This is a genomic window from Pseudomonas shirazica, from assembly GCF_015168335.1.
Taxonomy (GTDB): domain Bacteria; phylum Pseudomonadota; class Gammaproteobacteria; order Pseudomonadales; family Pseudomonadaceae; genus Aquipseudomonas; species Aquipseudomonas asiatica.
In genome coordinates, this window is record NZ_CP063456.1 from 4,760,199 (window position 1) to 4,773,243 (window position 13,045).

Genomic DNA, 13,045 nt, shown 5'->3' on the forward strand with positions numbered 1-13,045 from the left:
GGGATTAGCCTTGTTTTTTAACGAGTGCTTCGACGATGTTCGACGGAGCTTCGGCGTATTTGGAGAATTCCATGGAGTAGCTTGCGCGACCCTGAGACATGGAACGAACGTCGGTTGCGTAACCGAACATCTCTCCGAGCGGAACTTCAGCGCGGACGACACGGCCAGAGACCGATTCATCCATACCCTGGACCAGACCACGACGACGGTTCAGGTCACCCATCACGTCACCCAGGTAGTCTTCCGGAGTTACAACTTCGACCTTCATGATCGGCTCGAGAACCACGCCACCGCCCTTCTGGGCCAGTTGCTTGGTTGCCATCGAAGCGGCGATCTTGAACGCCATTTCGTTGGAGTCGACGTCGTGGTACGAACCGTCGAATACCGCGGCCTTCAGGCCGATCAGAGGATAGCCGGCAACAACGCCGTTCTTCATCTGCTCTTCGATACCCTTCTGGATCGCAGGGATGTATTCCTTAGGAATCACACCACCAACGACTTCGTTGGCGAACACCAGACCTTCGGTGATGTTGCCCTTGTCGTCCTGATCCGGCTCCGAGAAACGGATCCAGCAGTGACCGAACTGACCACGACCGCCCGACTGACGAACGAACTTGCCTTCGATCTCGACGTTGGACTTGGTGATCTTCTCGCGGTACGAAACCTGCGGCTTGCCGATGTTGGCTTCGACGTTGAACTCGCGCTTCATGCGGTCAACGAGGATGTCCAGGTGCAGCTCACCCATACCGGAGATGATGGTCTGACCAGTTTCTTCGTCGGTCTTGACGCGGAACGACGGGTCTTCCTGGGCCAGCTTGCCCAGTGCGATACCCATCTTCTCCTGGTCAGCCTTGGTTTTCGGCTCTACGGAGAGCGAAATCACAGGCTCCGGGAAGTCCATACGTTCGAGGATGATCGGCTTGTCGGCGTTGCACAGGGTGTCACCAGTGGTGACGTCCTTCATGCCGATCAGAGCGGCGATATCGCCCGCACGCACTTCCTTGATCTCTTCACGCTGGTTGGCGTGCATCTGCACCATACGACCAACGCGCTCTTTCTTGCCCTTGACCGAGTTGATGACGGAGTCACCGGAGGTCAGGAAGCCCGAGTAAACGCGAACGAAGGTCAGAGTACCAACGAACGGGTCGGTGGCAATCTTGAACGCCAGAGCCGAGAACGGCTCATCGTCGTCAGCATGACGCTCGTCGTACTGCTCTGGGGTGACTTCATCCTTCGGCACTTCGGCCAGATCAGGATGGATACCCTTGATCGCAGGAATTTCGGTCGGAGCAGGCAGGTAGTCGATAACGGCGTCGAGAACCAGGGGAACGCCCTTGTTCTTGAACGACGAACCGCAGACAGCCGGAACGATCTCGCTGGCCAGGGTGCGCGCGCGCAGGCCTGCCTTGATTTCTTCGACGGTCAGCTCACCTTCTTCAAGGTACTTGTTCATCAGCTCTTCGCTGGCTTCGGCGGCGGCTTCAACCATGTTGTTGCGCCATTCGTTAGCCAGGTCGACCATGTCCGCTGGAATTTCTTCTTCGCGGTAGGTGGTGCCCTTGTCGTCTTCGTTCCAGTAGATGGCTTTCATCTTGATCAGGTCGACCTGACCCTGGAAGTCGTCTTCTGCACCGATAGCCAGCTGGACCGGAACCGGGGTGTGACCCAGGCGGTTCTTGATCTGACCGACAACGCGCAGGAAGTTGGCACCAGCACGGTCCATCTTGTTCACGTAGACAACACGTGGAACGCCGTACTTGTTGGCCTGACGCCATACGGTTTCGGACTGCGGCTCAACGCCGGAGGTACCGCAGAACACAACGACCGCGCCGTCGAGTACACGCAGCGAACGCTCTACTTCAATGGTGAAGTCAACGTGGCCGGGGGTATCGATGACGTTTACGCGGTAGTTGTCGTACTGACCACGGGAACCTTTCCAGAAGGTGGTAACGGCAGCGGAGGTAATGGTGATACCGCGCTCCTGCTCCTGCACCATCCAGTCGGTGGTCGCGGCGCCGTCGTGCACCTCGCCCATTTTGTGGCTCAGACCTGTGTAGAACAGGATCCGCTCGGTAGTGGTAGTCTTGCCCGCGTCAACGTGGGCGCAGATACCGATGTTACGGTAGCGGTTAATTGCTGTAGTACGAGCCATAAAGCCCTCGCAAAATGATTGATGCTTGAATTAGAAGCGGTAGTGCGAGAACGCTTTGTTGGCCTCGGCCATACGGTGCACGTCTTCACGCTTCTTGACTGCAGCACCCTTGCCTTCAGCAGCATCCAGCAGTTCGCCGGCCAGGCGCAGGGCCATCGACTTCTCGCCGCGCTTGCGGGCGTAGTCTACGAGCCAGCGCATTGCCAGAGCGTTACGACGGGACGGACGAACTTCAACCGGAACCTGGTAAGTGGCACCGCCAACACGGCGGGACTTAACTTCGACCAGCGGAGCGATGGCGTCGAGAGCTTTCTCGAAGATTTCCAGGGGGTCGCTGTTCTTGCGTGCTTTGACGGTATCCAGGGCACCGTAAACGATGCGCTCGGCTACGGCCTTCTTGCCGCTTTCCATCACGTGGTTCATGAACTTGGCGAGAATCTGGGATCCGTACTTCGGATCGTCAAGGATCTCACGTTTTGCTGCTACACGACGTCTTGGCATGATAAGCCCTCAAACGGTCTTCAGGTTAGCCCGGGACCAGGTCTTTCGACCCCTGCCCGACCTTACTCTTATCGACTCAAATAAATGGATGTCTGCAAACGGCCGATTACTTCGGACGCTTGGTACCGTACTTCGAACGACCCTGGTTACGGCCTTTAACGCCCGAAGTATCCAGAGAGCCGCGAACGGTGTGGTAACGAACACCTGGCAAGTCTTTTACACGGCCGCCACGGATCAGGACGACGCTGTGCTCTTGCAGGTTGTGGCCTTCACCACCGATGTACGAGGAAACCTCGAAACCGTTGGTCAGACGCACACGGCATACTTTACGCAGTGCCGAGTTAGGTTTTTTCGGCGTGGTGGTGTACACGCGGGTGCACACGCCACGACGCTGCGGGCAGTTCTGCAGCGCAGGTACGTCGGATTTCTCGACGGTACGCTTACGCGGCTGACGTACCAGCTGGTTGATAGTTGCCATCTACTAGCTCCACTGATTGTCTTGCGACGCTATTGTCTTGCAAGAAAGCCAAAAATTGGCGAGACGGAGCCTCACCAAATTTAAGGGTACAAAAGTCTAAAGAGGATCTTGCACCCAGTCAAGACGAGGCCCCGGCCCTCCCCGCCCGATCATCGGCAACATTTCATGTCGCCGCTGATCGCTCGGGGCTTGCCGGGGCCCTGCCCTGTACTTAGTTACCGCTGGAGTTCAGCGCTTCGGTCAGTGCGGCTTCCACCTCACTGGCGCTCACACGCAGCGGCTTGTCGGCATCACGGCGACGCTTACGCTCGCTGTGGTAGGCCAGACCAGTACCGGCCGGAATCAGACGACCCACGACCACGTTCTCTTTCAGGCCGCGCAGGTAGTCGCGCTTGCCGGTTACCGCCGCTTCGGTCAGTACGCGGGTGGTTTCCTGGAAGGAAGCCGCGGAGATGAACGACTCGGTCGACAGCGAGGCCTTGGTGATACCCAGCAGCACGCGGGAGAACTTGGAGATGAACTTGTCCTCGCTGGCGAGACGCTCGTTCTCTACCAGTACCTGGGTCAGTTCCATCTGGTCGCCCTTGATGAAGCTGGAGTCACCCGACTCGGTGATCTCGACCTTGCGCAGCATCTGACGCAGGATGGTCTCGATGTGCTTGTCGTTGATCTTAACGCCTTGCAGACGGTAAACGTCCTGGATCTCGTTGACGATGTACTTCGCCAGCGCGCTCACACCCAGCAGACGCAGAATGTCGTGCGGATCGCTCGGGCCGTCGGAGATAACTTCGCCGCGGTTTACCTGTTCGCCTTCGAAGACGTTCAGGTGGCGCCACTTCGGAATCAGCTCTTCGTACGGATCGCTACCGTCGGTCGGGGTGATGACCAGACGACGCTTGCCCTTGGTCTCCTTGCCGAACGCGATGGTGCCGCTGACTTCAGCCAGAATCGAGGCCTCTTTCGGACGGCGCGCTTCGAACAGGTCGGCAACGCGCGGCAGACCACCGGTGATGTCACGGGTCTTCGACGTTTCTTGCGGGATACGCGCGATAACGTCACCAACACCGATCTGGGCACCGTCAGCCACGCCGACGAGGGCGTTGGCCGGCAGGAAGTACTGGGCAGGTACGTCGGTACCTGGCAGGTACAGATCCTTGCCAGAAGCGTCGACCATCTTGATAGCAGGACGGATTTCCTTGCCAGCGGCAGGGCGATCCTTGACGTCCAGTACTTCAATGTTGGTCAAACCCGTCAATTCGTCAGTCTGACGCTTGATGGTGATGCCTTCTTCCATGCCAACGAAGGTCACGGTACCTTTCAGTTCGGTAACGATCGGGTGGGTGTGCGGGTCCCACTTGGCGACGATAGCGCCAGCTTCGACCTTTTCACCTTCCTTGACCGAAATTACCGCACCATAAGGCAGCTTGTAGCGCTCACGCTCACGACCGAACTCGTCGGCAATGGCCAACTCGCCCGAACGCGATACGGCAACCAGGTTGCCATCGGCACGTTCTACCTGCTTCAGGTTGTGCAGACGCACCATACCGCCGTTCTTCACCTGGACGCTGTCGGCAGCCGAGGTACGGCTTGCAGCACCACCGATGTGGAACGTACGCATGGTCAGCTGGGTACCCGGCTCACCGATCGACTGCGCAGCGATAACGCCGACAGCTTCACCGATGTTCACCTGGTGACCGCGAGCCAGGTCACGACCGTAGCACTTGGCGCAGATGCCGTAACGGGTTTCGCAGTTGATCGGCGAACGCACGACCACTTCGTCGATGCTGTTCAGCTCGATGAATTCGACCCACTTCTCGTCGACCAGGGTACCGGCCGGAACGATGACGTCCTCGGTGCCTGGCTTGAACACGTCACGGGCGATGACACGACCCAGCACACGCTCACCCAGCGGTTCTACAACGTCACCACCTTCGATGTGCGGGGTCATCAGCAGGCCCTGGTCGGTGCCGCAGTCGATCTCGGTAACAACCAGATCCTGGGCAACGTCTACCAGACGACGAGTCAGGTAACCGGAGTTGGCGGTCTTCAGTGCGGTATCCGCCAGACCCTTACGAGCACCGTGGGTCGAAATGAAGTACTGCAGAACGCTCAGACCTTCACGGAAGTTCGCAGTGATCGGCGTCTCGATGATGGAGCCGTCCGGCTTGGCCATCAGGCCACGCATACCGGCCAGCTGACGGATCTGGGCTGCGGAACCCCGCGCACCGGAGTCAGCCATCATGTACATCGAGTTGAAGGACTCTTGCTCGACTTCCTTGCCTTCGCGATCGATGACCTTCTCTTTCGAGAGGTTGGCCATCATCGCCTTGGACACTTCGTCGTTCGCCTTCGACCACAAGTCGATGACCTTGTTGTACTTCTCGCCCTGGGTTACCAGACCGGAGGCGTACTGGCTCTCGATTTCCTTCACTTCGTCGGTAGCGGTACCGATGATGCGTGCTTTCTCGTCCGGGATAACGAAGTCGTTAACACCGATCGAAACGCCGGAAATGGTCGAGTAAGCGAAACCGGTGTACATCAGCTGGTCAGCGAAGATAACGGTCTCTTTCAGACCAACCACGCGGTAGCACTGGTTGATCAGCTTGGAGATCGCCTTTTTCTTCATCGGCTGGTTGACCACGTCGTAAGGCAGGCCTGCCGGTACGACCTGGAACAGCAGCGCACGGCCGACGGTGGTGTCGACGATGCGGGTGTTCTTGACCACGGAGCCGTCACGCTCTTTCACGGTTTCGTTGATACGAACCTTGATTTTCGCGTGCAGGGCAGCCTCGCCGGCGCGGAATACGCGGTCGACTTCCTGCAGGTCGGCGAACACGCGACCTTCGCCCTTGGCGTTGATGGCTTCACGGGTCATGTAGTACAGACCCAGTACCACGTCCTGCGACGGAACGATGATTGGCTCACCGTTGGCTGGCGACAGGATGTTGTTGGTCGACATCATCAGCGCGCGCGCTTCGAGCTGGGCTTCCAGGGTCAGCGGCACGTGAACGGCCATCTGGTCACCGTCGAAGTCGGCGTTGTACGCGGCACAGACCAGCGGGTGCAGCTGAATAGCCTTGCCTTCGATCAGAACCGGTTCAAATGCCTGGATACCCAGACGGTGCAGGGTCGGTGCGCGGTTGAGCAGCACGGGGTGTTCGCGGATCACCTCGGCGAGCACGTCCCACACCTCTGGCAGCTCACGCTCGACCATCTTCTTGGCAGCCTTGATGGTGGTCGCCAGACCACGCATTTCCAGCTTGCCGAAAATGAACGGCTTGAACAGCTCGAGAGCCATCTTTTTCGGCAGACCGCACTGGTGCAGACGCAGGGTCGGGCCTACGGTAATTACCGAACGGCCGGAGTAGTCCACACGCTTACCGAGCAGGTTCTGACGGAAGCGACCTTGCTTACCTTTGATCATGTCGGCCAGGGACTTCAGCGGACGCTTGTTCGAGCCAGTGATGGCGCGACCGCGACGGCCGTTGTCCAGCAGGGCGTCGACCGCCTCCTGCAGCATGCGCTTTTCGTTGCGCACGATGATGTCCGGCGCCGACAGATCCAGCAGGCGCTTCAGACGGTTGTTACGGTTGATCACGCGACGATACAGGTCGTTCAGGTCAGAGGTCGCGAAGCGGCCGCCATCCAGCGGTACCAGCGGACGCAGGTCCGGCGGCAGCACTGGCAGGACGGTCAGGACCATCCACTCAGGCAGGTTGCCCGAACCCTGGAACGCTTCCATCAGCTTCAGGCGCTTGGACAGCTTCTTGATCTTGGTTTCCGAGTTGGTCTGCGGAATCTCTTCGCGCAGGCGGCCGATCTCGTGCTCTAGGTCGATAGCGTGCAGCAGCTCGCGGACAGCCTCGGCACCCATGCGGGCGTCGAAGTCATCACCGAACTCTTCCAGCGCTTCGAAGTACTGCTCGTCGTTCAGCAGTTGGCCTTTTTCCAGGGTGGTCATGCCCGGGTCGATAACGACGTAGCTCTCGAAGTAGAGCACGCGCTCGATGTCACGCAGGGTCATGTCCATCAGCAGGCCGATACGGGACGGCAGCGACTTCAGGAACCAGATGTGGGCAACCGGCGAGGCCAGTTCGATGTGCGCCATGCGCTCACGACGAACTTTTGCCAGGGCGACTTCAACGCCGCACTTCTCGCAGATCACGCCGCGGTGCTTGAGGCGCTTGTACTTACCGCACAGGCACTCGTAGTCCTTGACTGGGCCAAAGATCTTGGCGCAGAACAGGCCGTCACGCTCAGGCTTGAACGTACGGTAGTTGATGGTTTCCGGCTTCTTAACTTCACCGAACGACCACGAACGGATCATTTCAGGCGACGCCAGACCGATGCGGATGGCGTCGAACTCTTCGACTTGACCCTGGTTTTTCAGCAAATTCAGTAGGTCTTTCAAGGCCTTTCCTCCTGGCGGAGCAGGGAGCGGGCATTACCTGCCCCACTCCCCTTCGCGTCACGTGTTATTCGGTTTCCAGATCGATATCGATACCGAGCGAACGGATCTCTTTGATCAACACGTTGAAGGACTCGGGCATGCCCGGCTCCATACGGTGATCGCCATCCACGATGTTCTTGTACATCTTGGTACGGCCGTTCACGTCGTCCGACTTCACTGTGAGCATTTCTTGCAGGGTGTATGCCGCGCCGTATGCTTCCAGCGCCCACACTTCCATCTCCCCGAAACGCTGACCACCGAACTGCGCCTTACCACCCAGCGGCTGCTGGGTAACCAGGCTGTAGGAACCAGTGGAACGCGCGTGCATCTTGTCGTCCACCAAGTGGTTCAGCTTGAGCATGTACATGTAACCAACGGTCACAGGACGCTCGAACTTGTTGCCGGTACGGCCATCGAACAGCACCATCTGGCCGCTCTCTGGCAGGTCGGCCAGCTTCAGCATGGCCTTGATCTCGCGCTCCTTGGCACCGTCGAAGACCGGGGTAGCCATTGGCACGCCCTTCTTCAGGTTGTGGGCCAGGGCCAGGATCTCTTCGTCGGTGAACTCGTCCAGGTTTTCCTGACGACCGCCGATCTCGTTGTAGACCTCGGTCAGGAACACGCGCAGTTCAGCGGCCTTGCGCTGCTCTTCGATCATGCGGTCGATCTTCTCGCCCAGACCTTTGGCCGCCAGGCCCAGGTGGGTTTCGAGGATCTGACCGACGTTCATACGCGAAGGTACACCCAGCGGGTTCAGTACGACATCGACCGGAGTACCGTTGGCGTCGTGCGGCATGTCTTCGACCGGCATGATTACCGAGACGACACCCTTGTTACCGTGACGACCGGCCATCTTGTCACCCGGCTGGATGCGACGGCGGATTGCCAGGTAAACCTTGACGATCTTCAGTACGCCCGGTGCCAGGTCATCACCCTGCTGCAGCTTGCGCTTCTTGTCTTCGAACTTGTCGTCCAGCAGACGGCGACGATCGACGATGTACTGCTGAGCCTTTTCCAGCTGCTCGTTCAGTGCATCTTCGGCCATGCGCAGTTTGAACCACTGCCCGTGCTCCAGACCATCCAGCACTTCGTCAGTGATCACGGTGCCTTTCTTCAGGCCCGCGCCACCGTCGACCACCTGGCCGTTCAGAGCAGAACGCAGACGCTCGAAGGTTGCACCTTCGACGATGCGGAACTCTTCGTTGAGGTCCTTGCGGATCTCGTCCAGCTGCATCTTCTCGATGGCCAGAGCGCGGCTGTCGCGCTCGACGCCATCACGGGTGAAGACCTGTACGTCGATGACGGTACCCTTGGTGCCGGTTGGCACGCGCAGGGAGGTGTCCTTAACGTCGCTGGCCTTCTCACCGAAGATTGCGCGCAGCAGTTTTTCTTCCGGAGTCAGCTGGGTTTCGCCTTTTGGCGTTACCTTGCCGACCAGGATGTCGCCAGCGCCGACTTCGGCACCCACGTAGACGATACCGGCTTCGTCCAGCTTGTTCAGTGCGGCTTCACCCACGTTCGGGATGTCCGCAGTGATTTCCTCTGGGCCAAGCTTGGTGTCACGCGCCACACAGGTCAGTTCCTGGATGTGGATGGTGGTGAAGCGGTCTTCCTGAACCACACGCTCGGACAGGCAGATGGAGTCTTCGAAGTTGAAGCCGTTCCACGCCATGAACGCGATGCGCATGTTCTGACCCAGTGCCAGTTCACCCATGTCGGTGGACGGGCCGTCGGCCATGATGTCGCCACGCTGAACCTTGTCACCCTTGCTCACCAGCGGACGCTGGTTGATGCAGGTGTTCTGGTTCGAACGGGTGTACTTAGTCAGGTTGTAGATATCCACACCTGCTTCGCCGGTTTCCACTTCGTCGTCGGCAACGCGAACAACGATACGGCTGGCGTCGACCGAGTCGATCACGCCACCGCGACGAGCAACCACGCAGACACCGGAGTCACGGGCAACGTTGCGCTCCATGCCGGTACCTACCAGCGGCTTGTCGGCGCGCAGGGTCGGTACAGCCTGACGCTGCATGTTCGAACCCATCAATGCACGGTTGGCGTCGTCGTGCTCGAGGAACGGAATCAGCGACGCAGCGACGGAAACAACCTGCTTCGGCGAAACGTCCATCAGGGTGACGTCTTCCGGCGCCTTGACGGTGAATTCGTTCAGGTGACGAACAGCTACCAGCTCATCGATCAGCTGCTTCTTCTCGTTCATCGCGGCCGAAGCCTGGGCGATGACGTGATCCGCCTCTTCAATGGCCGACAGGAACACGATGTCGTCACTGACCACGCCTTCCTTCACTACGCGGTACGGGCTTTCCAGGAAGCCGTACTGGTTGGTGCGGGCATAGGCTGCCAGGGAGTTGATCAGACCGATGTTCGGACCTTCAGGGGTCTCGATCGGGCACACACGGCCGTAGTGGGTCGGGTGTACGTCACGGACTTCGAAGCCGGCACGCTCACGGGTCAGACCGCCTGGGCCGAGTGCGGAGACGCGGCGCTTGTGGGTGATCTCGGAGAGCGGGTTGTTCTGGTCCATGAACTGGGACAGCTGGCTGGAACCGAAGAACTCTTTCACCGCTGCCGCAACCGGCTTGGCGTTGATCAGGTCTTGCGGCATCAGGCCTTCGCTTTCCGCCATCGACAGGCGTTCCTTGACCGCGCGCTCGACACGCACCAGGCCAACGCGGAACTGGTTCTCGGCCATCTCACCGACGCAACGTACACGACGGTTACCCAGGTGGTCGATGTCGTCGACGATGCCTTTGCCGTTACGGATGTCGACCAGGGTCTTCAGAACCTCGACGATATCTTCCTTGCTCAGCACGCCCGAACCTTCGATCTCGGTACGACCGATCCGACGGTTGAACTTCATGCGGCCAACGGCGGACAGGTCGTAACGCTCGGCGCTGAAGAACAAGTTGTTGAACAGGGTCTCGGCAGCATCCTTGGTTGGCGGCTCGCCAGGACGCATCATGCGGTAGATCTCGACCAGGGCTTCCAGCTGGTTGCTGGTGGTGTCGATCTTCAGGGTGTCGGAGATGAACGGACCGCAATCGATGTCGTTGGTGTACAGGGTCTCGATACGGACGACCTGAGCCTTGGCGACCTTGATCAGCAGTTCAGTGGTCATCTCGGTGTTGCATTCAGCCAGGATCTCGCCGGTAGCCGGATGCACAATAGCCTTGGCAGTAGTGCGGCCCAGGACGTATTCCATTGGAACGTCCAGCTGCTTGACGCCGGCCTTCTCGAGCTGGTTGATGTGGCGCGCAGTAATACGGCGGCCCTGCTCGACGATGACTTTGCCGGTTTCGTCATGGATATCCATGACTGCAACCTCACCACGCAGACGCTGCGGTACCAGTTCCAGGCTGAGTTTCTCGCCGGAAATGTGGAACACGTTGGTGGTGTAGAAGGTGTTCAGCACTTCTTCAGTGCTGTAACCCAGGGCACGCAGCAGCACCGAGGCCGGCAGTTTGCGGCGACGGTCGATACGCACGAACACGCAGTCCTTCGGGTCGAACTCGAAGTCCAGCCAGGAGCCGCGGTAAGGGATGATGCGAGCGGAGTACAGCAGCTTGCCGGAGCTGTGAGTCTTGCCACGATCGTGGTCGAAGAACACACCAGGCGAACGGTGCAGCTGGGAAACGATCACACGCTCGGTACCGTTGATAACGAAGGTACCGTTCTCAGTCATCAGGGGGATTTCACCCATGTAGACTTCTTGCTCTTTGATGTCCTTGATCGCTTTGTTCGACGATTCCTTGTCGAAGATGATCAGGCGCACCTTGACCCGCAGTGGGACCGCGAAGGTCACGCCACGCAGGACACATTCCTTCACATCGAAGGCGGGTTCGCCCAGGCGATAGCCTACGTACTCCAGGGCAGCATTGCCGGAGTAGCTGATGATCGGGAATACCGATTTGAAGGCCGCGTGCAGGCCGACGTCGCGGAACTGATCCTTGGATGCTCCCGCTTGCAGGAATTCGCGATACGAATCCAGCTGGATGGCCAGGAGGTAAGGCACATCCATGACGTCCGGCAACTTGCTAAAGTCCTTGCGGATACGTTTTTTCTCAGTGTATGAGTAAGCCATCAGCGTTCCCCAGCTTGGTCACCTGCTTGTTTGGCTTCTCCCGGCGGGAGCAGCCAGAAAATCGTGCAAACCTCTTGGTTTGCGCCACCCACATGGGTGTCTTGCAGCTTGTTATCGGGGCCGGCCTGACCGGCCACCAATAACGGAAAAAGGCCGGTGGCATAAGCCACCAGCCATCAGCCCTTCGCTCAACGCTCGGACTGGAGTCGCAAGGTCGAGATTACTTCAGCTCGACTTTAGCGCCAGCTTCTTCCAGCTTCTTCTTCGCGTCTTCAGCGGCTTCTTTCGAAACGCCTTCAGCGATAACCTGAGGAGCGCCGTCGACTTTCTCTTTGGCTTCTTTCAGGCCCAGACCGGTCAGTTCACGAACGGCCTTGATCACGTTTACTTTCTTGTCGCCAGCTTCGGTCAGAACGACGTTGAACTCGGTCTGCTCTTCAACAGCGGCAGCAGCGCCAGCAGCTGGGCCAGCAGCAACAGCGGCAGCAGCGGTAACGCCGAAGGTTTCTTCCATCGCTTTGATCAGTTCAACAATTTCCAGAACAGTTTTCTGGCCGATCGCTTCGATGATTTGTTCGTTAGTCAGAGACATGACTTAAATCCTGTATTGGGGTGACAGCCTACGCAGCCATCAAATTAAACGTATGATTTTGAAAGAGTTGCGCGTGCCTTAGGCAGCAGCAGCTTCTTTCTGGTCGCGCAGAGCTGCCAGGGTACGAGCCAGCTTGCTGGTTGCACCTTGGATTACGCTCATCAGCTGTGCGATAGCCTCGTCGCGGGTTGGCAGGGTTGCCAGCACGTCGATCTGGTTAGCGGCAAGGAACTTGCCGTCGAACGCAGCTGCCTTGATCTCGAACTTGTCCTGACCCTTGGCGAACTCTTTGAACAGACGAGCAGCAGCGCCCGGGTGTTCGTTGGAGAAAGCAATCAGGGTCGGGCCTTTGAACGCGTCGTTGAGGATCGAGAATTCGGTGCCTTCAACAGCGCGCTTCAGCAGGGTGTTACGTACGACACGTACGTATACGCCAGCTTCGCGGGCCTCTTTACGGAGTCCGGTCATTGCGCCTACAGTCACACCACGGGCATCAGCCACGACAGCGGACAGAGCGACTTTGGCAGCCTCGTTGACTTCAGCGACGATGGCCTTCTTGTCTTCGAGTTTAATTGCCACGGGTTTACTCCTGGTTTTTACCGTTTCATCTGGCCGAAGCCGGATGTCGTTTTGGTGTCTGATTCGGTAACGAATCGGGAGCACCATCTGCGTGGGCTGGTATTTTAAGGCTTGCGCCGCCTACGGTCTTGGATAGCCCCCGCCAGGCAGGGACCCCAATTTTTGCTGGTGGCGCGACAGGTCGCGCCACCATG

7 protein-coding genes are annotated in these 13,045 nt (G+C 58.6%); all 7 read right to left on the reverse strand.

The window, feature by feature from the left end:
• Positions 1 to 4: 4 nt before the first annotated feature.
• Positions 5 to 2,152, reverse strand: a complete 2,148-nt coding sequence (fusA, locus tag IMX18_RS22060; RefSeq protein ID WP_015268748.1) for an elongation factor G — start codon at positions 2,150 to 2,152, stop codon at positions 5 to 7.
• 30 nt (positions 2,153 to 2,182) lie between these two features.
• Positions 2,183 to 2,653 carry a 30S ribosomal protein S7 gene (gene rpsG / locus IMX18_RS22065; protein WP_003246741.1) on the reverse strand — a complete coding sequence of 157 codons (471 nt, stop codon included), beginning with the start codon at positions 2,651 to 2,653 and terminating at the stop codon, positions 2,183 to 2,185.
• A gap of 106 nt (positions 2,654 to 2,759) precedes the next feature.
• A complete protein-coding gene (rpsL, locus tag IMX18_RS22070) occupies positions 2,760 to 3,131 on the reverse strand; it encodes a 30S ribosomal protein S12 (RefSeq protein WP_003257088.1) in 372 nt (123 codons plus the stop codon).
• Positions 3,132 to 3,342: 211 nt separating this feature from the next.
• Positions 3,343 to 7,542 carry a DNA-directed RNA polymerase subunit beta' gene (gene rpoC / locus IMX18_RS22075; RefSeq protein WP_013970632.1) on the reverse strand — a complete coding sequence of 1,400 codons (4,200 nt, stop codon included), beginning with the start codon at positions 7,540 to 7,542 and terminating at the stop codon, positions 3,343 to 3,345.
• A gap of 64 nt (positions 7,543 to 7,606) precedes the next feature.
• Positions 7,607 to 11,680, reverse strand: a complete 4,074-nt coding sequence (rpoB, locus tag IMX18_RS22080; RefSeq protein ID WP_013970631.1) for a DNA-directed RNA polymerase subunit beta — start codon at positions 11,678 to 11,680, stop codon at positions 7,607 to 7,609.
• Positions 11,681 to 11,900: 220 nt separating this feature from the next.
• On the reverse strand, positions 11,901 to 12,272 hold the full coding sequence (rplL, locus tag IMX18_RS22085; protein ID WP_013970630.1) for a 50S ribosomal protein L7/L12: 372 nt from the start codon (positions 12,270 to 12,272) through the stop codon (positions 11,901 to 11,903).
• Between the two features lie 78 nt (positions 12,273 to 12,350).
• Positions 12,351 to 12,851 (reverse strand): 50S ribosomal protein L10, encoded by a 501-nt coding sequence (rplJ, locus tag IMX18_RS22090; RefSeq protein WP_003257082.1) that lies wholly within the window; start codon positions 12,849 to 12,851, stop codon positions 12,351 to 12,353.
• Positions 12,852 to 13,045 lie beyond the last annotated feature (194 nt).

What these genes read in the sequence shown, in the direction of transcription:
- rpsG (WP_003246741.1), bottom strand. Translation starts at nt 2,653, where the DNA reads ATGCCAAGACGTCGTGTAGCAGCAAAACGTGAGATCCTTGACGATCCG.
- rpsL (WP_003257088.1), bottom strand. Translation starts at nt 3,131, where the DNA reads ATGGCAACTATCAACCAGCTGGTACGTCAGCCGCGTAAGCGTACCGTC.
- fusA (WP_015268748.1), bottom strand. Translation starts at nt 2,152, where the DNA reads ATGGCTCGTACTACAGCAATTAACCGCTACCGTAACATCGGTATCTGC.
- rpoB (WP_013970631.1), bottom strand. Translation starts at nt 11,680, where the DNA reads ATGGCTTACTCATACACTGAGAAAAAACGTATCCGCAAGGACTTTAGC.
- rplL (WP_013970630.1), bottom strand. Translation starts at nt 12,272, where the DNA reads ATGTCTCTGACTAACGAACAAATCATCGAAGCGATCGGCCAGAAAACT.